Below are 26,011 nucleotides of genomic sequence, written 5' to 3'. Positions count from 1 at the left end.
GCGAACTTAAAAAAATAACATGTGATATAAAAATGATTTTTTTGTGATTTTTCTGTGATACTTAAAATAGTTCTTTATCATATTAAAATTCGCTGCAGCATTTTAAAACCCTTGAAAATCTTTAAATAACTAATTTATGAAGAAAACAGCTTTAAAAGAAAAATCAACTAATCCCCAAATATATCTCAATAAAAAGTCTAGACTTTTAGAAAATATAAAGCGTATTAAATTGATGAATTTATCAGAAATTGATCAAAAACTTTTTATTGAATATGGCCTAGGAGATGAAATATTACCTGACTTTGAAAATGTTTTAGATGCTTTTGAATATTGGGTATCTAAAACTCCTCATAATATTGCTGCAGAGTACAAAACAAAAAATATAACCTACAAAGAACTGGATAATGAAGCAACAATATTAGCTTTAATATTAAAACAAAAGGGAATAAAAAATGGAGATGTTATTGGCTTATACATCCCAAGATCTATAGATCTTATAATCAGTATAATAGCATGTATAAAATTAGAAGTAACATATGTTCCTCAAGATCCAAGGATTGTCCCCATTGATATGCTTGAAAAAATAAGTACAAAAAGTGAACAGAATATAATTCTTTCATTATCAACATATGCTGAGAAAATCTCTTTTTACGAAAAAAATAAAATCATTTTAATTGACAAAGAAATTAATAAAAAGATCTACAGAAATTTATATGGAAATATCAAGCTGATTAATCATCAAAACAAAAAAACTGACTCAACCTGCTTTATTTTATTTACTTCTGGAACAACAGGAACTCCTAATGGAGTTCAAGTAAGTCATAAAAATTTATGTAATATATTATATAGTGCTCCGGGAAATTTAGGTATTGCTCCAGGAGTCAAGGTTGCTCAAATATTAAATATTTCTTTTGATATGGCTGCATGGGAAATATTAGGTTGTTTAGGTAATGGGGGTACATTATTAATTAGAGGTAAAGATATTTTAGAAACGGTGACTAAGGCAAACGTTATTATTGCAACACCTACTATTTTAACTACAGTACCACCTGAAAAATGCAAGGAAATTAAGAGTGTTGCTGTTGCAGGTGAACCATGCCCAGTAATGCTTGCAGAAAGATGGTCTAAGTTATGCAACTTCTATAATTCTTGTGGTCCTACAGAAACAACAATTGTAAATACCATGAAAAAATGTATTCCTGGTAGCTCAGAACTTTCAATTGGCAAACCGACACCAAATAATACTGTCTATATTCTTAATAAAGATATGACACCTACAAAAATTGGAGAAATCGGTATTATGTGGGGAGGCGGAGATTGTGTAAGTAAAGGCTATCTTCATGATGAAAGTTTAACAAGAAAAAAATACAAACTAGACCCTTTCCTAAATGATGGGAGTCATATGTTTAATACGGGCGATTTAGGAAAGTGGAATAAAAATGGTGAACTTATTCACTTCGGTCGAATAGATGATCAAGTAAAAATAAAAGGCTTTCGAGTTGAGCTAGATTCAATTTCAAAAATAATTGAAAGCTTCAATGATGTAAAAAGAGCTGCCACCATAAAATATCAAGATTATTTAGTTGCTTTTGTTAGTACAAACAATCAAACTGAAAATCTTTTGGAGCTACTAAAAAAACAACTACAAAAAGAACTCCCTTATTATTATACACCTAGTAATTTTATTTTTCTCGAAGAGCTTCCGAAAACATCAAGAGGTAAAATAGACAAGAGAGCTTTAAAACAAACTTTAATATTATAAAAAATGGAAAATATTGTTTTACCTCCTAAGAAAAATATGCTGTATAGATTAGGAAAACATCCTTTACTTATCCCTTACAATAGATTATTTATTTTGGTTAGTTTGATAAATCTACACATCATTTATAAATCTATTTTTGAATGGAATTGGTTTGATTCTGATGGAATTGAGATAAATACGATTGCTCAAGTTGTATTAATTAATTTTACTGTTGGAATTTTAGTAAGACAGCAATATATTATAAATTTACTTTTTAGCATTGCAACAAGTATTCCTACTAGTTGGCCTCTTTTTGTAAGAAGAATTGCTGGTAAAGTATATCATTTTGGTGGTATTCATAGCTCAAGCACTAGTATGGGTACCCTGTGGTACTTTATATTTGTTGGATCCTTATATTATCATTACAAACACAATTTACCCGGAGTAAATCTAACAATAATAATCGTAACTTCTATTATTTTGATACTGCTTTGTATTATCATTATAATGGCACTACCTAACATTAGATCTAAATACCACAATCACTTTGAAATTACACACCGACTTGGTGGATGGACAGTACTGATTTTATTTTGGGTTCAAATGGTTCTTTTTTTAAACATTGAAAATAAAAGTGTTTCTATTTTTACAAGTGTCAATTTTTGGATTCTTTTTACTGTTACAATAAGTGTTATTATTCCTTGGTTACACTTAAAAAAAGTTAATATTGATATCAATAGACCTTCAAACCATGTAGCGTTAACCTCTTTTGATTATGGTGTTACCCCTTTTGCTGGCTCTTCAACAGCACTTAGTACAAATCCTTTATTAGAATGGCACTCTTTCGCAAATGTTCCTAGTCCTGGGAAAAATGGCTTTAGGCTTACTATTTCAAGAGCAGGAGATTGGACAGGAAAATTTATTTCTGAAAAACCTCAAAAAATTTGGGTTAAAGGGATTCCTACAGCCGGTGTTGGAAATATTGATAAACTTTTTAAAAAAGTAATTTGGGTAGCAACCGGAAGCGGCATTGGCCCATGCCTACCGCATTTGTTACTTAATGAAACACCATCGGTTTTAGTATGGTCAACTAGAGACCCCAACAAAACATATGGAAGCAAACTAGTTAATGAAATAAAATCTGTACAACCCAATGCAGTTATTTGGGATACCGATACAAAAGGGAAACCTGATCTTGTTAAAATAGCATATAAAGCCTTCTGTGATCATAATGCGGAAGCTATTATATGCATTTCAAATCAAAAGCTTACTGAAAAAGTTGTCCATAGCATGGAAGCTATTGGAATTCCTGCTTATGGAGCTATTTGGGATTCTTAAAAAATCAATAAAATTTAATAATTATGAACATACTATTTAAACAAATAGAAAGGGTTGTTATTGCTCAATTAAATCGACCTAGTAGCCTTAATTCTTTGAATTCAGAATTGATGTATGAACTTATCTCTGAAATTCAGGAATACGACCAGATGACAACTGTAGGTTGCATTATTATAACGGGTAGTGATCGTGTGTTTTGTGCTGGAGCTGATATTAAAGAAATGAATAACAAAGGATTTTCTGAAATGTTTATTGAAAATTATTTTGGATACTGGGAATTACTATCTAAAATAAAAACTCCAATTATTGCAGCTGTGTCTGGATATGCATTAGGAGGTGGATGTGAACTCGCTATGATGTGTGATATAATCATCGCTTCCGAAAATGCTGTTTTTGGTCAACCAGAAATAAAACTTGGTGTTATTCCTGGAATTGGAGGCACCCAACGCTTAACTAATTTGATTGGAAAATCAAAAGCAATGGACATCATTCTTACAGGAAGAAATATTAGTGCTTCAGAAGCAGATGAAATAGGATTGGTCTCAAAAATATTTCCTTCTGATAATTTTTTAAGAAATGTAATTGAATATGCACATGGAATTTCCTGTCTCTCTAAAACTGCTTTAATAGCTTCCAAAGAGGCTATCAATCATTCTTTACAAGTACATCTAAATGAAGGAATTGTTTTTGAAAGAAGAATATTTCATTCACTCTTCAATACTAAAGATCAAAAAGAAGGTATGAATGCATTCCTAGAAAAAAGAATTCCAAATTTTAACTAAAAAACTAAATCTATATCATGAAAAAATCAATTTATATTACAGTATTATTATTTACTTTTTCGATATTTAATACATACTCACAAGAAAAAAAATCAAAAAAGAATAAAACAACTTTTGCTATAATGCCTATTCATAATAGCGCAGCAGGATTCAATAATGTTTTTTTAGGTTCACATCAAATTAAACCAAAAACAAGTTTAACTTTTTACAGTGTATTTTGGGTAAATCCACTATTTGGTAATGGAGGTAAAGATTTATTTTTAGAAACAGGTGTTGGACTTGGTTTTTCGCTAGCTAATGATAAATTATATCTAAATCCTAGCCTTGGTTTTGGACACGGAAAACTCCTGTCTGGTGCAGCAGAAACTAAAATTGCAGAAAGTATTATTCCAAGTATATTTATGATTTACAATACCAGAAAATTTGAATTTGAGGGATATACTGCCTACTATAAAAGTATGAGAGGCGAAGGAAATTCACAAGATTTAATGCTTAATTGGGTAATTCCTGGATATAAAATATCAAACTCACTTTCTATTGGAGCTTTTTATGAACACCTTGGACAGACAAGAGTAGATTCAGGAGATACAAAAACTCTATACCAATTTTTGGGAGGATATATCAAAACTACATTAAACAATGGTGTTTGGTTTAGATTTGCTGCTGGACCTAATGTCTCAAATGATCATTTAAACTCAAAAGAGTTTTATAAAATTCAAGCTTTTATTCCTATTTAAACAATAGTTCGTTCATTTTACCATTAGCCAAAGGTTATACTCAACCCTTTGGCTTTTTAATTTTTTTATTAACCTAAATAAGTTTTCAAATTAAAAAATCACTTACTTTTGTGTTGAAAATTTAAATTATGCAATTGCTAAAACGTTTTGGTTACTATTTAATTGGTGTTACTATTGGATCAATAGGTGTTCTTTATTTCTGGAAAAATAAAAAAGTAACTTTCGATTACGGAATGGATGCTAGAACACTTAAATCACTAAGAATAAAAAAACATATTTATTCAACAGATGTAAAAAAAGTGCTAGAAACAAAAGGAAAAGACTCTTCAATTATAAATGCTTTACTTTTTAGAGGAGATGTGGATTTTGGAAAAAGTAAACCTAGACTTAAACCTTGTGCTGAATATTTTATAACAGGAAAAGATAGTTTAAAATCCGTTAGCATATATGTAAAAAGATGTGATTCTATAGTCACGATTAAGGATATTTTCTGGGATTAGAAAAGTTTGAAACACATATATACATATATAATCATTATTAGTAGTTTTCTTACTTTAAAAATTGATTGACTTTTTATTGCCAATATTAAGCAATATGACAATCAATATTCAAATTTCCCTTAAATCTTATCTCACCAATCTTTTTAAGTGCAGTTAACTTTTTTCTACTAATTATAAATAATTAACGATAATCTAACTTGTAATCTTATAATATCGTATAAGACACCAAAAGGCTTTGCATTTAAATTTTTAAGATATTCTTGGACTTCTTCTTTAAACAAATCATACCTATCTATTTAATTAATCTAATAAACTAGAATAAAATATTTGTTCCTGTATATTATTTAATGAATAATTCTATCTATAATATCTTTACAAAAAAACAAACGACAAGGTTATAAAAAAACCTGTCGTTTGCTCTTATTTATTAATAAATTTGATTTAAATAGCCAGCTTTTTAGTTCGCTATATGGCTCGTAAACTTAATTCTCATTAATCGTAATTCCTCATCATCATAATCTCCATCAAATTCATCTAAAGCCTCTTGAATTTTATCAGTTTCTGCTTCCATAAAATAGTCATAGATTTCCTCTTGTTGATCTTCATCTAACAAATCATCCACCGCGTAATCTATATTTAATTTTGTTCCTGAAAAAACAATAGCCTCCATTTCTTTAATTAATTCAGGCATTTCAAGACCTTTTGAACTTGCAATATCTTCAAGAGGAAGTTTTCTATCTGTATTTTGTATGATATATAGCTTCAACCCTGAGTTAACTCCTGTACTCTTTACAATCAAATCATCCGGACGAATAATATCATTATCGTCAACATAATTTGAAATTAATTTCACGAAATCTTTTCCGTATTTCTTGGCTTTTCCTTCACCAACACCATGAACTTTTGATAATTCATCTATATTAATCGGATATTTTAATGCCATATCATCAATTGAAGGGTCCTGAAAAACAGCAAAAGGAGGAACTCCTAATTTTTTACCAACTTTTTTCCTTAGATCCTTTAGCATCGTTATTAACTTAGCATCAACACCTACTTTTGTTGTTTTGATACTCGCTATAATAGTTCCATCATCATCCGTATTGTATACATGATTTTCGGTCATCATAAAAGATGATGGATTATTGAGATAGGCTCTACCTTCTGGAGTGACTTTTAGAACTCCATATTGTTCTATTTCCTTTCTAATTAAATCTGCAACCAACACTTGTCGAATTAATGCATTCCAATAATGAACATCTTTTTCCTTTCCGATACCAAAAAATGATTGCGAAGGTGTTTTATGAGAAGTTAAGAGTGCATTTTCTTTCCCTATTAAAGTGTTTACTACTTCTTTAGGCTTATACATTTCATTTGTATCTTGAATAACAGAAAGTAGTTTAATAACTTCTTCTTGTGATTCTGATTTTTTCTTAGGATTACGCATATTATCATCCATATCAGCTCCTTCTCCATTTACTTCGTCAAACTCTTCACCGAAATAATGTAATAAATATTTTCTTCTATTCATTGAAGTTTCTGCATATCCGACAACCTCTTGTAATAAGGCATGACCTACCTCTTGCTCGGCAACAGGTTTATTAGCCATGAATTTCTCCAACTTTTCTATGTCTTTATAAGAATAAAAAGTTAAACAATAACCTTCACCTCCATCTCTACCAGCTCTACCTGTTTCCTGATAATAGCTTTCTAAACTTTTCGGAATATCATGGTGTATAACAAATCTAACATCAGGTTTATCAATCCCCATACCAAATGCTATGGTTGCAACTACAACATCACAATCTTCCATTAAAAACATATCTTGATGTTTTGCTCTTGTTTTTGCGTCTAATCCGGCATGATATGGTACTGCATTAACTCCATTCACTTGAAGAACTTGTGCTATTTCCTCTACCTTTTTTCGACTCAAACAATAAATAATACCTGATTTGTTTAAATGTTGTTTTATAAACTTGATTATATCTTTTTCTATATCTTTTGTTTTCGGCCTTACCTCATAAAATAAGTTAGGTCTATTGAAAGAAGCTTTATAAACATTAGCATCTGACATTCCTAGTGTTTTTAGAATGTCTTCTTGAACTTTTTCTGTTGCTGTTGCTGTCAAGCCAATTATAGGAACATTATCTATCTGCTTTATGATATTTTTTAGATTTCTATATTCTGGTCTGAAATCATGTCCCCACTCTGAAATACAATGCGCCTCATCAATTGCCACAAAAGAAATCTTTTGGGCTCTTAAAAACTCAACGTACTCCTCTTTAATCAATGATTCTGGTGCTACATAAAGTAATTTTGTAATACCATTTTCAATATCAGCTTTAACTTGGCTTACCTCTGTTTTGTTTAAGGAGGAGTTCAATACATGGGCAATGCCCTTATTTTCAGAAATACCTCTAATAGCATCCACTTGATTTTTCATCAAAGCGATCAAAGGAGAAATCACAATGGACGTTCCTTCTTTCATTAATGCAGGCAACTGATAACAAAGGGACTTACCTCCACCAGTAGGCATTATAACAAAAGTATTTTTATTATTTAATATGTTGTTTACAACATCTTCCTGTAAACCTTTGAATTGACTGAATCCAAAAATTTTCTTTAATGATTTATATAAATCCGACTGCTCTATATCCATCTTTTTTTAAACAAAATTAATAAGTAATTCTAATTTATTAAAAAAACTCTCGACAAAAAGTTATATTCTATCTTTGTATGAGCAATGATCGGTAAAATATTTCTATTTTTACAACTTTATTTCATAATTAAATTTTAAGCATTGAAAAATCTTAACGAAATTCTTTCATCAGCTAAAAATACCATTAGATTGCAAAGTGAAGCAATAGCTAATTTAACAGAACTATTAGACGATTCTTTTGCTAATGCGGTAAACTACTTACTAAATTCAAAAGGTAGAGTCATTCTTACTGGTATAGGGAAAAGTGCTAATATTGGAACAAAAATTGTTGCAACATTGAATTCTACTGGTACTCCTGCTGTTTTTATGCACGCCGCAGATGCTATTCATGGAGATTTAGGAAATGTTCAAAAAGATGACACCGTCATTTGTCTGTCTAAAAGCGGAAACACTCCTGAAATAAAAGTATTAATACCACTCATTAGAAGTTCTAAAAATAAAATTATAGCTATCACAGGAAACCCAAATTCTTTTTTAGGAAAAAATGCTGATTTTATTTTAAATTCTTATGTACCTAAAGAGGCTTGCCCTAATAATTTAGCTCCTACTACAAGTACCACAACGCAACTAGTACTTGGCGACGCTTTAGCTGTATGCCTACTTGAGCTAAGAGGGTTTTCAAGTAATGATTTTGCAAAATACCATCCTGGAGGTTCTTTAGGTAAACGTTTATATCTTAGAGTATCAGATCTTATAAAAAATAATGAATTGCCTAAAGTTGCTTCGTCTGATGCAATTACAAAAGTTATTGTTGAAATATCGGAAAAGAGATTGGGGGTAACTGCTGTTGTGAATAAAGATAATGAAATTCAAGGTATCATAACCGATGGAGATATAAGACGTATGCTTAATAAAAGTACTATTATCGATGGTTTAACAGCCAGTGATGTGATGAGTAAAAATCCAAAATCAATCAATATTAACGAAATGGCTATTGATGCTTTAAATTCATTAGAAGATAACAGTATTTCTCAAATACTAGTTACCGATGATGCCAATCAGTACGTTGGAGTTATACATTTACACGATTTAATTAAAGAAGGAATATTTTAATTATGGCGATAAAAGAAATGTCCTTTTTAGAGCATCTAGAGGAACTAAGGTGGCATTTAGTAAGGAGTTTTATTGCTGTTTTTATAGCAGGTATTTTTATTTTTGCTAATATAAATTTTGTTTTTGAAAATATTCTATTAGCACACTTAAGACCCGATTTCTCTACTTATATTTTTTTTTGTAAAACCTTTACTTCAATTGGTATAGATAGCAGTTTTTGTAATATTAATTTTAAACAGACTTTACAAGCGTTAAATCCAACGCAACAACTAATGACAGCTATTTGGTCTTCTTTGATATTAGGCTTTGTAATTTCATTTCCTTATGTAATTTGGGAATTTTGGAGATTTATAGCTCCAGGACTACATGATAATGAAAGGAAAAAATCTAAAGGATTTATATTTACTTTATCTTTTCTATTTTTTCTAGGAATTGCTTTTAGTTACTTTGTTATTATCCCCATGTCTGTATATTTCTTTTATAACTTTGAAATATCTACGGCAATTGAAAATAATTTTAAGTTAGATGCATATATAAGTCTTATAACTAACACGCTTATTGGAGTTGCTGTTTTCTTTGAATTACCTGTTATTATATTTTTCTTAGCAAGAATTGGTATCGTTACTCCACTATTTTTACGTAAATATAGAAAACATGCATTAATAATAGTTTTAATACTTTCTGCTGTTATTACACCTCCAGATGTAGCGAGTCAGATTATAGTATCCGTCCCCATCATGATTTTATATGAAATAAGTATACATGTAGCTAATTTTGTCATAAAAAAACAACAGAAAAATGTCTCGAAAAGTCCAAGAATTTAATGAGTATCGTTCTAAAATGAACGATAAAATATTATCCTCAGATAATAAAGTTATAAAACGAATATTTAATCTCGATACAAACGCCTACTCTAAAGGACATCTTCCTGTAAAAACGAAGGAATTGCTAGGCTTAGTTGCTTCTACTGTACTTAGGTGCGATGATTGTATAGCCTATCACCTAGAAACGGCCTTTGAAAATGGGGTAACTAAAGAAGAAATAATGGAAACAATGTCAATAGCAACACTTGTTGGAGGAACTATTGTTATTCCCCATTTAAGAAGAGCTGTTGAATTTTGGGAAGCATTAGAAGAAACTAAACTTTGAATAGCATCTAAAACTATTTAAAAAATTAAACTTGTTGTTAGTATGAAATTAAAAGCCAACGATATACAAAAAATATACGGTAAGCGTAAAGTAGTAAAAGGCATCTCTTTGCAAGTAGAACAAGGTGAAATAATTGGTCTTCTTGGTCCAAATGGAGCAGGTAAAACAACCTCTTTCTATATGATAGTAGGAATGATTAAACCCAATGGAGGGACTATCTTTCTTGATAATGAAGAAATAACAGAAGACGCTATGTACAAACGTTCTCAAAAAGGAATTGGCTACTTAGCACAGGAGGCATCTGTTTTTAGAAAATTATCAGTTGAAGATAATATTATGTCTGTTCTTGAATTTACTGATAGAACTAAATTAGAAAGAAAGCAACGACTTGAGGAGCTCATAGAAGAATTTAGCTTGGACCACGTTAGAAAAAATCGCGGTGACTTATTATCTGGTGGAGAACGTAGACGTACTGAAATTGCACGATGCTTAGCATCTGATCCAAAATTTATTTTACTTGACGAGCCTTTTGCTGGTGTTGATCCAATTGCTGTAGAAGACATTCAAAGCATTGTAGCAAAGCTAAAAAATAAAAATATAGGCATATTAATAACTGATCATGATGTACAAGCAACACTAGCCATTACGGATAGAACCTATTTAATGTACAACGGTGGTATTTTAAAAGAAGGAACTCCAGAAGAATTAGCTGATGATGAAACTGTAAGAAGAGTATATCTAGGAAAAGATTTTGAGTTAAAAAAGAAGAAATTTTAATTTCTTTAAATTGTATACTCCTTAACTTATCAAAAATAAACGGGTTTTACACATAACTTACAATTCCACTTTCTTTCTGAAAATACATTATGATTTCTCGGTTGTAATAATTTTATCGATGAATAGCTAATGGCTATCTATTGAAACTCCTTTTTTTTTCTATAATTTTATTTAAAAACCTGTGTGTTTAAAAAAGTGACTTTTTTATTGAAATGATTGTTTACAACATTAATAAAAATCATTTCTTTTGAAGTTTTAAATACGCTTGTGCTTTTACTTTATCGGTATTTTAAATTGATTTTTTAAAATAGATAATAAAATATATAGTATAATTATTAGAGGTATTGATACCACTTTAAATATTACTATCAAAATTAAAGAACTTATCAAGAATAAATATTTAACAATATTGTCTTTCAATGAAAAGCTTTTAAACTTTAACGAAAATAAAGGTAAATCAACATGCATCAATATACTAAATACAATTGTTATGACAATTAGTGTATACTTATTCAATATAAAAGATTTTAAAATATTAAAATCAGAATATTCAATAACTAAGGGCAACGAGATTATAAATAAACTCATTGCAGGAGTAGGTAAACCAATAAAACTATCGCTCTGTCTTTTATCTAAATTAAACTTTGCTAACCTATATCCCGCTGATAAAGTTAAAATTAAACCCAAATAAGGTAAATTACTCCCCGATCTACCATACGCATCAATTCCAAAATATCCTACTGGATCCACATCAATAGCATTTACAATTAATTGTAACATTACAATTCCTGGTACGACCCCGCTTGTAACAACATCTGCTAAAGAATCTAATTGTTTACCTAATTCTCCTTGAACTTTTAAAATTCTTGCTATGAAACCGTCTAAAAAATCAAGAAAAATTCCAAGAGTAACCATTATTGAAGTACCATAAAAGTCTCCCTTTATTGCTAAAATTGTAGCAATTGTTCCACTCAATAAATTCCCTAGTGTTATGAAATTAGGTATATGCTTCTTAATTTTCATTTTTTAATTTTATCAACGACGAAAGTAAAAAAATCTATTACATGTTTCAATCTTATTAAATAAAATTTTAAAAATATCTTATAATGTAAATTCAAAAATTCTTATTTGAAGTCGTCTATTTTAATAACCTTCTGTAATCATTTTTAATATATATTTGTTTTCGTTGCTAAATTCTATGTCATATGCCATTATTATATTCTAATTTTACTCCTAGTTTACCTTTTAAGAATGGGCATTTTAATACTATTTACCGTCCATTGTTCCTTAAAGCTTCTATTAATTATAAAAGAGACAGAGTTCAAACCTGGGATCACGACTTTATTGATCTTGATTTTTCTATCACTAAATCAAAAAGTCTAGTGCTATTAATACATGGTTTAGAAGGTAGCTCTTTTTCTAACTATATGGTTACTACCTCCATTTATCTCAATAATAATGGGTTTGATACTGTAAGCATGAACTTAAGAGGATGTAGTGGAGAAGATAATTTATTGTTAGGTACTTATCATAGCGGTAAAACAGATGATGTGAGTTTTATTATCAATTATTTAGATAAAAATTACTCGTATAATAACCTTATTATAGTTGGGTTTAGCTTGGGGGGAAATTTAACATTAAAATATTTAGGAGAATATACAAATATACCTGACCTTGTAAAAGGTGCTGTTGCTGTTTCGGTTCCCATAGATTTAACAAGCTCACAAGCAGAATTACTAAAAATTAAAAATAAAATCTACTTGTTAGAGTTTTTAAAAACAATGAAAAACAAGATTTTAGCTAAAGCGGAAAAATTTCCTGAATTTAATATTGATAAAAAACTATTAGCTAAAGCAAGTAAGTTTAGGCATATTGAAAAACAATATACTATTCCTGTTTTTGGTTTTAAAAGCTCCGAAGACTACTGGGCTAAAGCAAGTTCAAAACCTTATATTTCAAAAATAAAAATTCCTTCCTTATTAATTAATTCTCTTGATGATAGTTTTCTTTCAAAAGAATGTTTTCCTTACGAAGAGGCAAAAAAATTAAATAATTTTTATTTAATAACTCCCAATTATGGAGGCCATGTTGGCTTTTTATCATCTTTTTCAAATACACAAAATAATTGGCTCGAATATAAAATAACACAATTCATAAAAGAAAAAATTGACCTTGATTAATTCATAAATAAATCTATATTTTTAATAAGAGAATCTATCATAGTAATATTCGATTTTACATTGTAATGAAAAAAATATACGTAGTTTTTAATTTTTAAAAAAAGTTATCTTTCTATAAAAAATGAATATTCTATAAATTAATTCTTAGGTCATAAACATAAATCTCGAGTCTAATTATGAAATTAATTTTAAAATAAAAATGAATATTCATGTTTTACTAATCTTTTACATAGTCATTACCTCAGTTCATGCTCAATTTAGAAATTACTCCAACGAATTTTTAAATATAGGTGTGGATGCAGCTGCACTTGGTATGAGTAAAGCTGTTGTAGCAAACAGTAATAATGTAAATTCTATTTACTGGAATCCTAGTGGTTTAGTTACCATTAAAAATTATGAAATTTCTTTAATGCACTCTTCATATTTTGCAGGTATTGCTCAATATAATTTTGTAGGCTTTGCAATGCCTCTAGACAATAAAAGTGCTGTAGGATTTTCTCTTATCAGATTTGGCGTTGATAACATTTTAAATACTACAAAATTAATAGATAGTAAAGGGAATATAAATTATGATAAAATAAGCCTTTTCTCTGCTGCTGATTATGCTTTTTATATAACATATTCTAAAAGGCTTAAACTTAAAGGACTTAAATTTGGGGTAAACACGAAAATAATTAGACGAATTATAGGTAATTTTGCCTCATCATGGGGCTTTGGCTTTGATGCAGGAATTCAATTTGAAAGAAATTCATGGAAATTAGGTGTTATACTTCGCGATATTACGACAACTTTTAATAGTTGGGCTATTAACAAAAATGAATTTGAAAAAATTAAGAGTTCAATACCTGATAAAAACCAAGAGTTGCCTAATGCTACCGAAATTACAAAACCGAAAGCACAAATGGGAATAGCAAAAATTTTTAAGATGAATAAAAATTTTAATCTTCTAACAGAAATTGATTTAAATATGCGTTTCGCAAAAACTAATGATATTATTTCAACTACTTTCATTAGTTTTACACCTGCTATTGGTTTACAATTAGGGTACGAAAAAATGGCCTTTCTGCGCTTTGGTGCCGGGAATATTCAGAAAGTAACTGAATTTGACAACTCTCGCTCCATATCAATTGAACCGAGTTTTGGCCTAGGTTTTACTTACAAAGGGTTTCAAATAGATTATGCACTAACTAATATTGGAAATGTAGGTAACGTCTTATTTTCAAATACTTTTTCTATTAAATTTAACTATCATTCTTTTACACAATGATTATGATACAAAAACTTTTTTATTTTATTCTACTTCTATTTATTTCAATATTCTCCTTCTCTCAAAATATAAAATTATCTGGGGATGCTAAAATTAGTATCATAACCTATGGACCAGGAGATGTACTATATGAAAAATTCGGACATACAGCAATAAGAATAAAAGATCCAATGTTAAAACTTGATTTAATATATAATTATGGGATTTTTGATTTCACAGAGAAAAATTTCTATTTGAACTTTATAAAAGGTTATATGAAGTATCGTTTAGCAAGATATCACTTTCCTCCTTCTTTAAAATCATACAATAAAAATAAACGATGGGTAAAAGAACAAATATTAAATTTAAATACTCAGCAAGTCAATAACTTTTTTAAGTATCTAGAAAATAATGCTAAACCTGAAAATGCTAGCTATCTTTATGATCCTTTTTTCAATAATTGCTCAACAAAACCTAGAGATATAATAAAAGAAATTCTTGGTAAAAGCGTCATCTACAAGAATAATAATACCAACTCCAATAGTACTATCAGGGAACTAATGAATAGAGAGATAAACACGAATACATGGGGAGGATTAGGTATAAATATTGCGCTAGGTAATAAACTAGATAAAATAGCCAACTCAGACAAATGCATGTACTTACCAGACTATGTTTATCAAACACTTGAAAAATCTAGTATTTCAAAAGATGGAAAAGAAGAAAATTTAGTATCGAAAACAAATATTCTTTTAAATTATCCTGAAAAACAAGCTAACTCTGATAAGTTTAGCCCATTATTAGTATTCTCAATATTGCTTTTCATCGGAATTTTTATCAGTTTTCAAGATATTAAAAAAGTTAAACATACAAAATGGCTAGATATAGTATTACTATTAATTACAGGTATTTTTGGAGTTTTAGTAATTTTTTTGTGGTTTTTTACTAATCACTCTACTGCTCCTTATAATTTCAACATGCTTTGGGCTGTTCCTACAAACTTAATTTTAGCATGGAAATTATATAAGAATAAAACTTCTAGATGGATAACTCACTACGTCAAAATATTACTATTCTTTTTACTTGGTTTTATTCCTATTGTTTGGATACTTAATATTCAATTATTACCTTATAGTTTAATTCCACTGTTTTTATTGTTAAGCATTAGGTATTGGGTAATTCTTAAAGTTTATAAGAAACTACGAATAGCTAATTCATAGCTTTGCAAACCAAAACCTGTGATAACACCTTTGACATTTGGTGCTATATAACTTTTATGTCTGTAAGTTTCTCTTGCATATACGTTAGATATATGCACCTCTATAACCGCCGCTTCAATTGCTTTTATGGCATCTGCAATAGCAATTGAAGTATGGGTATAAGCCGCAGCATTTAATATTATACCATCAAAACTATAGCCTACTTCGTGTAACTTATCAATTAACGCGCCTTCATGATTAGATTGAAAATAATACAATTTTATTTTTTGGAATTTTTCCTGTAAATCGTTAAAATATACTTCAAAACTAGCTTTACCATAAATACCAGGTTCTCTTTTTCCTAATAGGTTCAAATTAGGGCCATTGATTATTAATATTTTTTTCATATTGTATATTGTTCTTTTCAAACTTTGAATCGAGTTTAAGAATTTAAAGTTACATAAATAGTTTATATTATTTAAAACAATAAAACCGCCGATTTCTCAACGGTTTATTATAATGTTTAAAAACTTTCAATAAATTGATCTTATACTACCTTCTGCTATAATTAGGAGCTTCTTTTGTAATAGCTACATCATGTGGATGACTTTCATTAATTCCTGAAGCTGTTATTCTTACAAATTTACCAGTACTCTTTAAGGTTTCAATATCTTTAGCCCCGCAATATCCCATTCCTGCACGTAATCCTCCTACAAATTGATGAATACTCTCAAATAGTTCTCCTTTATAAGGTACTCTACCCACAATACCTTCAGGAACTAACTTTTTAATATCATCCTCTACATCTTGAAAATAACGATCTTTTGACCCTTTTTTCATAGCTTCAACGGATCCCATTCCTCTGTATGACTTAAATTTTCGACCTTCAAATATTATTGCCTCTCCAGGAGATTCTTTTGTCCCTGCTAATAATGACCCTAGCATTACGCAGTCAGCACCAGCTGCAATTGCCTTAGGAATATCTCCTGTATGACGAATCCCTCCATCTGCGATGACTGGTATTCCTGAATCTTTAATGGCTGCTGCTACCTCTAAAACAGCAGAAAATTGAGGAAATCCAACTCCTGCGACAACACGCGTTGTGCAAATTGACCCAGGACCTATACCTACTTTAATAGCATCTGCTCCAGCCTCAACTAAATATTTAGCTGCCTCAGGGGTTGCAATATTACCCACAACTACGTCTAAATTAGGAAATTTAGATTTTACCTCTTTTAAAACAGTAACTACCCCTTTTGTATGTCCATGTGCTGTATCTATAATAACAGCGTCTACCCCAGCATTTACTAGAGCATTAGCCCTTTCTAAGACATCTCCAGTTACCCCTAGAGCTGCTGCTACTCTAAGTCGACCGTATTGATCTTTATTCGCTATTGGCTTTTGTGTAGTTTTTGTAATATCTCTAAAAGTAATTAGTCCTACGAGCTTATCTCCATTTACTACTGGTAATTTTTCAATTTTATTTTCTTGTAAAACAACTTCTGCTTCTTTTAATGAAGTTCCTTCTTTTACAGTTATCAGATTTTCTGAAGTCATTACTTCCTTAATAGGACGCTCAATATTACTTTCAAAACGTAAATCTCTATTAGTTACAATACCTATTAACTTCCTATTCTCGTCTACGACAGGAATTCCACCGATTCTATTATCCTTCATTGCCTTTTTAGCATCTAAGACAACAGCTGAATCATGCAACGTAATTGGATCGATGATCATACCACTTTCTGCTCTTTTAACTTTTCTTACTTCATTAGCTTGTTGCTCAATGGTCATATTTTTATGTAAAACACCTATCCCTCCTTCTCTGGCAATTGCTATTGCCATTGCTGACTCTGTTACTGTATCCATAGCTGCAGATACAATAGGAACGTTTATCGTGATGTTTTTTGAAAATTTTGTGCGAATATTAACTTCTCTTGGAAGTATTTCTGAATATGAAGGAACTAACAATACGTCATCATAAGTTAATCCTTCTCCTACAAATTTTGATTGGTGGGCATTCATAAATGTAATCAATTTTACTCCTTAGAGTTTTTGTTATTAAAAATTAATTACGAACAAATATACTACAAAAAATCTTACCAAATTATGATGTAAAATAATATACTTAATCCCTAAGAAAATTTAAAAAAAAGCATCTTAAAATTTTAAAAAAAATATTTAAATTGCACCCTAAAATAAATTTAATCTAAATAAAAATGAATAAAAACATTTTAACTTATTTATTTGCTGTTCTTTTAGTTACAGTTTCTTGTTCTAGCGATAATAGTGATACTGTTTTGGATCCTAATAACTCTTCAACTACAATACTAGAAATTAGAAAAAGAGAATTTGTAAGCAATTATGTTGCTATTGTTGATGCAAGTTATAATGATGCATTAGAAAAAACTATAGATTTACAAAATGTTATAAATGACTTTGTAGCATCTCCTAGTGAAGTGAAATTCAATAATGCGAAAAAAGCGTGGTTAGAAGCCCGAGAACCTTATGGACAAACAGAGGGCTATCGATTTTATGACGGTCCTATTGATGGTGATGGTGGTGAGCCAGAAGGGTACATTAATGCTTGGCCCCTTGATGAGGCTTTAATTGATTATGTTGACAGTGGTACAGGAGGTCAGCAAAGTTCTGATAACAGACAAAATATTGTTAATAATACTGCGGAATACCCTACATTGAGTAAAGATGTATTAAGAGAAATTTCAGGATACGATGAAAATGAATCAAATGTTACACTTGGCTATCACGCTATAGAGTTTTTACTTTGGGGACAAGATACTAGTGTTCCTGCCGATAAAATAGCTGGGCAACGACCATTTACTGACTATACTACAGCAGACAACGCAGATAGAAGAGGGTTATATTTAAAATTAGCTACTGAAATTCTTGTGGAAGATCTAAAATCTGTTGTAGACCAATGGAAAGAAGGAGGAGCTTATAGAAAAGAATTTTTAGCATTAGATAACAACTCTGCAATCAAAAATATTTTAACCGGTATCGCAAAATTAAGTAAAGGTGAATTGGCAGGAGAAAGAATGACTGTTGCTGTTGAGAACAACAATCAGGAAGATGAGCACTCATGTTTTTCTGACAATACGCACAGAGATATTTATTTAAATGCACAATCTATTAACAATATTATTATGGGCAAATATAAAAAAGTTGATGGATCTGAAATCAGTGGAACGTCATTACTCGATGTATTAAAACTTATAAACCTAGAAGAAAGTAATGCATTAGAAATAACAGCTACATTAGTAATGAGTAAGGTCAAAATAATTTCTGACACGAAGTTTTTTGATTATCAAATAATGGGTGAGACAATTGATAATACTTCAAAACCAGTTATGTCGGCTGTATCTTCATTAGAAAAACAAGGAGATGAACTAGCTCAAGCTGGAAAAACAATTACGAATAGTAATATTGATCCATCAGTTTAAACTACTGAATAAATACTTAAAAACATAACAAACCAAATCAAGAAAATCTTGGTTTGGTTTTTACGTAGAAACAACAAACAACAAACAAAATTGAATAAGATAACTTATTTTTCAGCAATACTTATTATTTTGGTTTCATGCGCTGAAAAAGAAAATGAATACCTTCCTAAATATTCTTATGAACAAGGTGAAGAACTATCTGTGGGTCAATTGACAACTACAATATTAGGTGCTAATGCCTTCGATCAACCAATACCTAATTTATCAATTATTGATAATAGGTTATTTTTTGTTGGTAATTCATTATTTCGTCAAAATTGGGTATCCTCTCCTGCATCAACAACGGCACGTGATGGTTTAGGCCCTACTTTTAATGCTCGTTCTTGCAGTGCTTGTCACAATAAAGACGGAAGAGGAGTTCCATTGCAAGAAGGGCAAAACTTTTCAAAAGGCTTTTTGATGAGAATAAGTACCTTCGGAAGTAATTCAAACGGAGCACCCAAACCAATAGAATTTTATGGTGATCAAATTCAAGAACATGCAAATATAGGGGTTCCTTATGAGGCAAAAGTTTCAGTAAAATTTGAATATCTAAAAGGAGAATTTAACGACGGTGAAACCTATGAACTCAGAAAACCTATTTATACTATTTCAGATGAGCAATTTGGTAGCTTACAAAATATTTTAACATCTCCCAGAGTAGGTCAGCAAGTAATTGGCCTTGGCTTTATTGACGCTTTAAGTGAACAAGATCTTCTTGCGAACATTGATGAAAATGATCGTGATGGAGATGGTATATCTGGAAAAGCTAATTACGTTTGGAATGTAATTACCAGAAAACATGAATTAGGCCGATTTGGATGGAAAGCTAATCAACCGAACTTAAAACAGCAAGTAGCAGGCGCTTTTCATGGTGATATGGGGCTAACATCTTCTTTATTTCCAAGTGAGAACTGCCCAACCACTCAACAAGATTGTCTAAATGCCGTAAATGGAGGTAGTCCCGAAGTTACAGACGATGCCCTAAAAAATGTAATGATTTATGCAACTTCTTTAGCTGTTCCAATAAGAAGAAATTATAATAATGAGAAGGTTTTAAAAGGGAAACATCTTTTTAGAGAAATGAAATGCTCAAGCTGTCATATTGAAAGTTTTACAACAAGATCTTATTCTTTTAATAGCGCATTAGAAAATATAAAAATTAGACCTTTTTCTGACTTTCTTTTACATGATATGGGTGATGAACTTGCTGACAATAGACCTGATTTTTTTGCTTCAGGCAAAGAATGGAGAACGCAACCACTTTGGGGTATTGGATTGATTAAAGAAGTAAATAATCATACATTTTTCTTGCATGATGGTAGGGCTAGAAATATTGAAGAAGCCATATTATGGCATGGTGGTGAGGCCGACAAAAGTAAGGAAGCTTATAAAAATTTAACAAAAGAAGATAGAACCGCTGTTCTAGCTTTCATTAACTCATTATAACTATGAAAACAAAACTGATATTTCTTTTTATGCTCTCAATGATTCTTATAATGTGTAATAGCGAATCAGATCAATCAGAAAATTTTAATATTAAAAAACTTCGACAAGATCTTATAGACCTTATTGAAAAACCAGCAACAAACGAGTTAATCGATAATATAAAAGTATTGAAAAATACAATTGACACCTTCTCTAATGAAATTTCTAATTCAAATTTAAAATCTTTAAGAAAAGCTTGGAAGAAAGCTGCGGAAGCTTTTTCGGTTATCGAACCATTTAATTTTGGTAAAGTAAAAGATGTAAATATTCTAAAAGCAATATACAATTGGGGAGCGGATGATATTTCTATAAATGAATATATAAATTCTAATAAAATAATCAATGAAGAAACTATTAATCTATTACCTACAACCCAAAGAGGCTTAAGTGCAGTTGAGTATTTGATATTTGAACTTACAGAAGATGAAACACTACAAAGTTTTTCAAATACACGAAAAATTGACTATTTAACAGCTTTAGGAAATAATTTAGTATCAAAATCAAACACCTACAAAAGCCTATGGGAAAACAACAGAATTGATTTTATAAATAATGATAGAGAGGGTATTAATGGGAGTATCAACCAAATAATAAATCAAATACATGCTCTTTTAGAAGATATCAAAAGTCTTAAAATTGGAGAACCTGCATCAATAGAAAAAACAATTATTCCAAATGAAGAACTTTTACAAGCAGAAAAAAGTTCATTTTCTTTGGAAATCATAGCCAAAAATATTGAAAGTATAAAACAAATTTATTTTGGAAAAGAAAATGGTTTAGACGATTATATTTTTGCTGAATCGAAACATAATGACCTTAATACCCGTGCTGAACAAATCTTTAATAACATAGCTACAAGTATTAAGAAACTCGAAGAATTCCCATTAAATGTTGCTATAACTCGAGAACCTGAAAAGGTTAAAAAATTATATGAAAATATAAAGAACCTTCTGCTCCTTATGAAAATTGATGTCGCAAATATTCTATCTGTAACAATTACGGTTACAGATAACGACGGAGATTAATTAACAAATTACAGCTTACGCTTTTTTAGTAGCCAAAAGCGTAAGTTTTTTATGATATCTTGTTATAAGGGCTTTGCCAGCAATATTCACTGAAATTTTTCCCTGATGAAATTCCTACAAAAAGAATCCAAGCAATGAGACCTTTCAAATAGAACATGAATAACATTAACCCATAAACTAAATTAGTACTTTCCCTAAAAAAAAGAGAATGTGTTAATACCGTTAGCATAAAACTAAATGTAAAAACAAAAATTGATAGATTACCTACATTCTTTATAGGCCAAAATTTAAACTTTCTCAATGAATGTAAATCATTACCCCATTGATATATTAAATAATAATAACCATTTCCAATAGGAACAAAAAGTAATGGATCGTCCGTTTCTTTTAACCTAAAAAGTTTGGAAGGAGCTATAATTTTAAATCCATTTAATGAAGTATTATGAGTAGCTTCTAATCGATTTATTTCACTTATCGCTTCCTCTGGATATTCCCCTTTAAATAAACTAGTATCTAAAAATCTAAGTCTGTAATTAACACATATTTTTTTTATCTGACTGATATGGAATACCGCTTGATGATCAATTTTATCTAAATCAAAGTTATTTACATCTCCATCGTTAGTCGAAGAACTTAATTTTAGTCTTATTTTTTCTCTTTGAGTATCTAATTTTTCAAAAATATCATGAACCCAAGACATTACTTCTTTTTCTCCTATTTCTCGCTCACGTATTTTGATCAACTCATTCTTAATATTGACTGAATTCAACATAGTATCATGTTTTTTATAAAAATAAGGATAAAACAAACATAATAAAAATTTGGCAAGAGTAACTAACTATTTAGATTTATTCTAAATTTTAAATTCTAAAGTTACATAATACGTTCTTGGAGCGGATGGAATAATACCTGGTCCTGGATACCCTGTTGCTCTTCTTGTAAAATAGCTATTGTTTAAAGCATTATTAATACCTGCTTCCAACTTGAAATATTTGTATTTGTAAGAAGTTGAAAAATCTAAAACATCGTATGATGGGATTACTCCATTAACACCACTAAGGCCAGCATTAACTGAGTTAGAGGCATCAGTAAATTGTTCTGAAAGATAAGTATATTGAATATTTGATGAAAAATTCTTGTAACCAAACCTAATTCCTGTCTTAATATTTACATCAGGTACAAATTCAACTTGATTATTCTTAACTCCAGGAACCTGTGAACGGACATACTCTGATTGAATAAATGATGTATTTACGAAATAATTAAAATCAAAATCATTCGAAATATTAAGCAATCTCTTTACATTAAAGTCTACCAAACTTTCTACACCTAAAATTCTTGCATCTCCCGCATTTCTTCGTTCTTGAACAACTCTACCATCATCCAGTTCTTTTTGAATTAAACCAATTCTATTATTATAAAAAAGGCCAAAAACTCCTACATCATAAGAAACGATTCTATTGATATTTCCACGTACTCCTAAATCTGATGTAAAACCTTTTTCATCACCCAAATCACTTGCTATTTGAAAAGAAGGGTTCACAATATTTACATCAGAAAAAGTTACTGAACGATAATTCTGAGAAATGTTTCCATAAAGCTCAAATTTCGAACTCGGTTTATAACTAGCACCTAAACCAAATAAGACAAAAGAACGTGTTCTATCATCAGTGTTGGTTATCGTTTCATTGAAAATAACATTTCCAGCTCCATCTAAGTTTATTTTTTTTAAATAACCATCACTTTCCGTTTTAATATACTCTAATCTGAATCCAGGAGTAATTGATAGTTTATCGTGCACATAGAAAATATTCTCTCCAAAAACCGCAATATTCAAATTTGGATTGTTATAATCTGATTGATTTCTATAATTAGGAAATTTATCTAAAGCTAAGGAAAAATCAGCATCGTCCCCATCTGTTCCTGGCCCTTGAACAGAAGTGTTATCTGCTTTGTAAAACTTAGTTCCTATTAAAAAGGTTGCATTTTTATTGAATAAATTATACTTACTTAATAACCTTGCTTCAAATCCAAAATTATTAAAATCGCCAATTATTAAGTCTCTACCTTTTAATTCATCTACTTGACTAACTCTATTTTCTCTAAATCCAACGGCTTTCCTACTAGCATTTAAACCAAAAAAATTAAAGGTAAAGTTTGTATCCTCAGAAAAGGCATGCGACAATTTTAAATTGTACAATAACCAATCTACTTCAAACCAATTTCTAGCTCTATTACTTTGGTAAGGATTTTCGTTAAACATTACATCAGTAAGTCCTCCTGCTTGCTGTGCCAGATAGTGCAAATAGGTAAGTTCTGCCTCTACTTTTGTGCTTGAATTGAATTCATATCCAACATGAAAGAATGCATTTTTAGATTCGAACTCAGAGTTGGGTCGAAATCCATCTCCTCTCTTGTAGTTATAATATGTAAAATAACTAAGCTTTTCTGATGTTCCGCTTAGGCTGGTAAAGTTGGTAAATAAATTATTGCTCCCAATCGTATTTCTTGTAATAATTTCTAATTCCTTATTTGGATTTGGCTTTTTGAAAACAAAATTTACCAAACCTCCGAACTGTGTTCCATATTGTAACGAGGCCGCACCACGAACTATTTGAATCTGTTCAAGAGCTTCGGCCGGTGGGGAGTAATAACTCTCTGGATATCCCAATACATCTGCACTGATATCATATCCATTTTGCCTTGTATTAAAATTTGATGTTCTATTAGGATCTAATCCGCGTCCTCCGATATTTAGCTGTAGTCCTGCATCATCATTTTCAAAAATATTTAGTCCTACAACTTGACTGTAAATTTGACGCGCATTATTTGAAGCTAAATTAACGGTCGACTGATTAACAAGAACAACTTCAGTCTTTTTGCCTGCATAAATAGCAGTTTGTTCAACATCTTTAAGTCTAGCTAACTCAAATACTTTTCTTCTTTGAGATTTTATTACTACTTCCGATAAACTCTCAGTAAAAGCATTCATTTCAATATTTAAAATGTTACTTTCTTCTTTTAAAAGAATTTTTTTCTCTACAAATTGGTAATTGTCTACATAAAAAATGAGTTCTAAACTATTTTTATCAGTAGTAAAAGAGTATAATCCGTTGGTATTTGATTTCGTAAGTTCACCTCCATTTCTATCAAAAACTTTTACATTATTCAGTACTTTCTTAGTATCTGACGTAATCGTTCCTGAAACTTTATACTGGGATAGTCCTTTAAAGACACCTGTCACAAGAAAAACTATCGTTAAAATTTTGCTTAGGCTCATTATATCGTGATATTCTGCTAATTAATTGAAGATATTTTAAGGGAGATAGATAAAAAAAACTGTCTGCATTAGCAGACAGTTTTTTTATTTAATTATTACTATTAATCGCCGTCAGCGTCAACATAATCAACGTTAACATTGATTGCTGTAAGCATTTCAACTTTAAACATTGCTACAGCCTTTTGTAGCTCTGTATATACTGCAGATACTGTATTCTTATCATTAGTAATTTGCTCACTCAAGTTATCATTTAGTGTAGTAACTTTATTTGTTGCTGCATCTAATTGATTATTTATTTTTGTTGCTAAATCTTCATTATTAATGGCATCTAGATACCCTTTCAAACCAACTCCTGAATTTCCATTCGAAAAATGAGTCCCATTAAAAAAATTCTTTACTGAACTCAGAGATTCCAACATTAACTCCCTTGAAACTGTTCTCTTATAATAGGCCTCTACTTTTTCAGGAAATAATGTTCCTCCTGAAAAAATACCCACAGGAATCCCTATTTTATCAGCTCTTAATCTCTTTTCATAGTAAAAAATATAGTCATTTACCAATTTATTAAATGAGCTCGTCGCTGTATTACCAGTACTATTGATGAACTCATCTTTATAAGCTCCATTCCAATCAGCAACTACGATATCAGTAAGGCCTACCATTTTAGTAATAACATCTGTCAAATATTTTTTATAGTTTTCAGCTTTCGGATCAGTAGTATATTTTTCTAATATCTCAGTATCATTTACTCCAACACCATGTAATAAATAATCGAAAGCTGGAAACCCTTGGGCATCACGATTATTCGGATGATCTAAGTCATAAGTACCACTTACAATATTATCATTAACGTCTGCTGCCGTTAAAGGAAATGTATTTATAAAAGAATCGTATACTAACTCTTCTGCTTTTCCAATATTATAAATTCCAACATGCTGCCAAGCCTTGTAAGCATCAAACCATGCTGTTCTTAATTCAATCAATGTTGAGGTATTCGGCGAGGCCGTAAAAACTTCTGTTTTTTGCTTTAATGTAGCTAACCTCGTTTGAAAAGATGTATATGCAGGTACAATAATATTATTAGCAACATTTGATAAAAGTGCACTTCTGTCGAAATTGTCATCAGATGTATTCCCTCCCCCATCTGAACTGGAATTACATGCTCCCAAAAAAACAGTAAGCAATATTAAATAAATATTATTTTTCATTATATATGTTTTATTTGTTCTAAATAAACAGTTTACAAATATAAAAAAAGTAGCCCTAACTAGGACTACCTTTATATATTTTAAATAAATAA

22 protein-coding genes are annotated in these 26,011 nt (G+C 30.2%); 15 read left to right on the top strand and 7 right to left on the bottom strand.

Features of this window, described 5'->3' with window-relative positions; genetic code table 11:
* Positions 1-136: 136 nt before the first annotated feature.
* From AC2GW8_RS01065 to AC2GW8_RS01045, 5 genes are all read left to right on the top strand, one after another.
* Positions 137-1,762, top strand: coding sequence for an AMP-binding protein (locus AC2GW8_RS01065; RefSeq protein ID WP_440880946.1), 1,626 nt, complete (start codon positions 137-139; stop codon positions 1,760-1,762).
* A 3-nt stretch (positions 1,763-1,765) separates the two neighbouring features.
* Complete coding sequence (locus AC2GW8_RS01060; protein WP_440880945.1) at positions 1,766-3,079, top strand: FNR domain-containing protein; 1,314 nt, start codon at positions 1,766-1,768, stop codon at positions 3,077-3,079.
* A 23-nt stretch (positions 3,080-3,102) separates the two neighbouring features.
* Positions 3,103-3,861 carry an enoyl-CoA hydratase-related protein gene (locus tag AC2GW8_RS01055; protein WP_440880944.1) on the top strand — a complete coding sequence of 253 codons (759 nt, stop codon included), beginning with the start codon at positions 3,103-3,105 and terminating at the stop codon, positions 3,859-3,861.
* A 17-nt stretch (positions 3,862-3,878) separates the two neighbouring features.
* Positions 3,879-4,598, top strand: a complete 720-nt coding sequence (locus tag AC2GW8_RS01050; RefSeq protein ID WP_440880943.1) for a DUF6733 family protein — start codon at positions 3,879-3,881, stop codon at positions 4,596-4,598.
* A 128-nt stretch (positions 4,599-4,726) separates the two neighbouring features.
* Entirely contained in the window at positions 4,727-5,098 is a 372-nt protein-coding gene (locus AC2GW8_RS01045) for a DUF4258 domain-containing protein (protein ID WP_440880942.1), read from the top strand.
* Between the two features lie 457 nt (positions 5,099-5,555).
* Here the strand turns inward: AC2GW8_RS01045 and recQ are convergent, their stop codons facing one another.
* Complete coding sequence (gene recQ / locus AC2GW8_RS01040) at positions 5,556-7,754, bottom strand: DNA helicase RecQ (RefSeq protein ID WP_440880941.1); 2,199 nt, start codon at positions 7,752-7,754, stop codon at positions 5,556-5,558.
* A gap of 141 nt (positions 7,755-7,895) precedes the next feature.
* On the opposite strand from recQ, the gene AC2GW8_RS01035 reads away from it, so the two are divergent.
* From AC2GW8_RS01035 to lptB, 4 genes are read left to right on the top strand one after another with little or no spacing between them, the layout of a single operon-like run.
* Entirely contained in the window at positions 7,896-8,867 is a 972-nt protein-coding gene (locus AC2GW8_RS01035; RefSeq protein ID WP_440880940.1) for a KpsF/GutQ family sugar-phosphate isomerase, read from the top strand.
* A 2-nt stretch (positions 8,868-8,869) separates the two neighbouring features.
* A complete protein-coding gene (gene tatC / locus AC2GW8_RS01030) occupies positions 8,870-9,691 on the top strand; it encodes a twin-arginine translocase subunit TatC (RefSeq protein WP_440880939.1) in 822 nt (273 codons plus the stop codon).
* A complete protein-coding gene (locus AC2GW8_RS01025; RefSeq protein WP_440880938.1) occupies positions 9,666-10,016 on the top strand; it encodes a carboxymuconolactone decarboxylase family protein in 351 nt (116 codons plus the stop codon). The genes tatC and AC2GW8_RS01025 overlap by 26 nt, the downstream gene beginning before the upstream one ends.
* 42 nt (positions 10,017-10,058) lie before the next feature.
* On the top strand, positions 10,059-10,793 hold the full coding sequence (gene lptB / locus AC2GW8_RS01020) for an LPS export ABC transporter ATP-binding protein (RefSeq protein WP_440880937.1): 735 nt from the start codon (positions 10,059-10,061) through the stop codon (positions 10,791-10,793).
* Between the two features lie 273 nt (positions 10,794-11,066).
* Here the strand turns inward: lptB and AC2GW8_RS01015 are convergent, their stop codons facing one another.
* Positions 11,067-11,816, bottom strand: a complete 750-nt coding sequence (locus AC2GW8_RS01015) for a CDP-alcohol phosphatidyltransferase family protein (RefSeq protein WP_440880936.1) — start codon at positions 11,814-11,816, stop codon at positions 11,067-11,069.
* Positions 11,817-11,998: 182 nt separating this feature from the next.
* Here AC2GW8_RS01015 and AC2GW8_RS01010 point away from each other — a divergent pair, with 182 nt between their 5' ends.
* The 3 genes from AC2GW8_RS01010 to AC2GW8_RS01000 all read left to right on the top strand — a co-directional run bounded on the left by AC2GW8_RS01010 (position 11,999) and on the right by AC2GW8_RS01000 (position 15,439).
* Positions 11,999-12,973, top strand: a complete 975-nt coding sequence (locus AC2GW8_RS01010) for a YheT family hydrolase (protein WP_440880935.1) — start codon at positions 11,999-12,001, stop codon at positions 12,971-12,973.
* 199 nt (positions 12,974-13,172) lie between these two features.
* Positions 13,173-14,240 (top strand): putative type IX sorting system protein PorV2, encoded by a 1,068-nt coding sequence (locus tag AC2GW8_RS01005; RefSeq protein ID WP_440880934.1) that lies wholly within the window; start codon positions 13,173-13,175, stop codon positions 14,238-14,240.
* A gap of 2 nt (positions 14,241-14,242) precedes the next feature.
* Positions 14,243-15,439, top strand: a complete 1,197-nt coding sequence (locus tag AC2GW8_RS01000; protein ID WP_440880933.1) for a lipoprotein N-acyltransferase Lnb domain-containing protein — start codon at positions 14,243-14,245, stop codon at positions 15,437-15,439.
* Here AC2GW8_RS01000 and aroQ read toward each other — a convergent pair.
* Together aroQ and guaB are read right to left on the bottom strand one after the other, a co-directional pair.
* Positions 15,409-15,825, bottom strand: a complete 417-nt coding sequence (gene aroQ, locus AC2GW8_RS00995) for a type II 3-dehydroquinate dehydratase (RefSeq protein ID WP_440882169.1) — start codon at positions 15,823-15,825, stop codon at positions 15,409-15,411. The two genes, AC2GW8_RS01000 and aroQ, sit on opposite strands and share 31 nt — an antisense overlap.
* A 145-nt stretch (positions 15,826-15,970) precedes the next feature.
* Positions 15,971-17,443 (bottom strand): IMP dehydrogenase, encoded by a 1,473-nt coding sequence (gene guaB, locus AC2GW8_RS00990; protein ID WP_440880932.1) that lies wholly within the window; start codon positions 17,441-17,443, stop codon positions 15,971-15,973.
* 194 nt (positions 17,444-17,637) lie between these two features.
* Between guaB and AC2GW8_RS00985 the strand changes: the two genes are divergently transcribed.
* The 3 genes from AC2GW8_RS00985 (at position 17,638) to AC2GW8_RS00975 (ending at position 21,431) form a co-directional block, all read left to right on the top strand.
* Positions 17,638-18,879 carry an imelysin family protein gene (locus AC2GW8_RS00985; protein ID WP_440880931.1) on the top strand — a complete coding sequence of 414 codons (1,242 nt, stop codon included), beginning with the start codon at positions 17,638-17,640 and terminating at the stop codon, positions 18,877-18,879.
* A gap of 90 nt (positions 18,880-18,969) precedes the next feature.
* A complete protein-coding gene (locus AC2GW8_RS00980; protein WP_440880930.1) occupies positions 18,970-20,367 on the top strand; it encodes a di-heme oxidoreductase family protein in 1,398 nt (465 codons plus the stop codon).
* Between the two features lie 2 nt (positions 20,368-20,369).
* Positions 20,370-21,431 carry an imelysin family protein gene (locus AC2GW8_RS00975; protein WP_440880929.1) on the top strand — a complete coding sequence of 354 codons (1,062 nt, stop codon included), beginning with the start codon at positions 20,370-20,372 and terminating at the stop codon, positions 21,429-21,431.
* Positions 21,432-21,480: 49 nt separating this feature from the next.
* On the opposite strand, the gene AC2GW8_RS00970 is transcribed toward AC2GW8_RS00975, so the two are convergent.
* From AC2GW8_RS00970 to AC2GW8_RS00960, 3 genes are all read right to left on the bottom strand, one after another.
* Positions 21,481-22,203, bottom strand: coding sequence for a hypothetical protein (locus AC2GW8_RS00970; protein ID WP_440880928.1), 723 nt, complete (start codon positions 22,201-22,203; stop codon positions 21,481-21,483).
* 81 nt (positions 22,204-22,284) lie between these two features.
* A complete protein-coding gene (locus AC2GW8_RS00965) occupies positions 22,285-24,711 on the bottom strand; it encodes a TonB-dependent receptor family protein (protein WP_440880927.1) in 2,427 nt (808 codons plus the stop codon).
* A 101-nt stretch (positions 24,712-24,812) separates the two neighbouring features.
* On the bottom strand, positions 24,813-25,919 hold the full coding sequence (locus AC2GW8_RS00960; RefSeq protein WP_440880926.1) for an imelysin family protein: 1,107 nt from the start codon (positions 25,917-25,919) through the stop codon (positions 24,813-24,815).
* Between the last annotated feature and the right edge of the window lie 92 nt (positions 25,920-26,011).

The sequence above is a fragment of the Tenacibaculum profundi genome, from assembly GCF_057162725.1.
This window is presented reverse-complemented; position numbering and strand designations above follow the sequence as displayed.

What these genes read in the sequence shown, in the direction of transcription:
- AC2GW8_RS01065 (WP_440880946.1), top strand. Translation starts at nt 137, where the DNA reads ATGAAGAAAACAGCTTTAAAAGAAAAATCAACTAATCCCCAAATATAT.
- AC2GW8_RS01060 (WP_440880945.1), top strand. Translation starts at nt 1,766, where the DNA reads ATGGAAAATATTGTTTTACCTCCTAAGAAAAATATGCTGTATAGATTA.
- AC2GW8_RS01055 (WP_440880944.1), top strand. Translation starts at nt 3,103, where the DNA reads ATGAACATACTATTTAAACAAATAGAAAGGGTTGTTATTGCTCAATTA.
- AC2GW8_RS01050 (WP_440880943.1), top strand. Translation starts at nt 3,879, where the DNA reads ATGAAAAAATCAATTTATATTACAGTATTATTATTTACTTTTTCGATA.
- AC2GW8_RS01045 (WP_440880942.1), top strand. Translation starts at nt 4,727, where the DNA reads ATGCAATTGCTAAAACGTTTTGGTTACTATTTAATTGGTGTTACTATT.
- recQ (WP_440880941.1), bottom strand. Translation starts at nt 7,754, where the DNA reads ATGGATATAGAGCAGTCGGATTTATATAAATCATTAAAGAAAATTTTT.
- tatC (WP_440880939.1), top strand. Translation starts at nt 8,870, where the DNA reads ATGGCGATAAAAGAAATGTCCTTTTTAGAGCATCTAGAGGAACTAAGG.
- AC2GW8_RS01025 (WP_440880938.1), top strand. Translation starts at nt 9,666, where the DNA reads ATGTCTCGAAAAGTCCAAGAATTTAATGAGTATCGTTCTAAAATGAAC.
- lptB (WP_440880937.1), top strand. Translation starts at nt 10,059, where the DNA reads ATGAAATTAAAAGCCAACGATATACAAAAAATATACGGTAAGCGTAAA.
- AC2GW8_RS01015 (WP_440880936.1), bottom strand. Translation starts at nt 11,816, where the DNA reads ATGAAAATTAAGAAGCATATACCTAATTTCATAACACTAGGGAATTTA.
- AC2GW8_RS01010 (WP_440880935.1), top strand. Translation starts at nt 11,999, where the DNA reads ATGCCATTATTATATTCTAATTTTACTCCTAGTTTACCTTTTAAGAAT.
- AC2GW8_RS01005 (WP_440880934.1), top strand. Translation starts at nt 13,173, where the DNA reads ATGAATATTCATGTTTTACTAATCTTTTACATAGTCATTACCTCAGTT.
- AC2GW8_RS01000 (WP_440880933.1), top strand. Translation starts at nt 14,243, where the DNA reads ATGATACAAAAACTTTTTTATTTTATTCTACTTCTATTTATTTCAATA.
- aroQ (WP_440882169.1), bottom strand. Translation starts at nt 15,825, where the DNA reads ATGAAAAAAATATTAATAATCAATGGCCCTAATTTGAACCTATTAGGA.
- guaB (WP_440880932.1), bottom strand. Translation starts at nt 17,443, where the DNA reads ATGAATGCCCACCAATCAAAATTTGTAGGAGAAGGATTAACTTATGAT.
- AC2GW8_RS00985 (WP_440880931.1), top strand. Translation starts at nt 17,638, where the DNA reads ATGAATAAAAACATTTTAACTTATTTATTTGCTGTTCTTTTAGTTACA.
- AC2GW8_RS00975 (WP_440880929.1), top strand. Translation starts at nt 20,370, where the DNA reads ATGAAAACAAAACTGATATTTCTTTTTATGCTCTCAATGATTCTTATA.
- AC2GW8_RS00970 (WP_440880928.1), bottom strand. Translation starts at nt 22,203, where the DNA reads ATGTTGAATTCAGTCAATATTAAGAATGAGTTGATCAAAATACGTGAG.
- AC2GW8_RS00965 (WP_440880927.1), bottom strand. Translation starts at nt 24,711, where the DNA reads ATGAGCCTAAGCAAAATTTTAACGATAGTTTTTCTTGTGACAGGTGTC.
- AC2GW8_RS00960 (WP_440880926.1), bottom strand. Translation starts at nt 25,919, where the DNA reads ATGAAAAATAATATTTATTTAATATTGCTTACTGTTTTTTTGGGAGCA.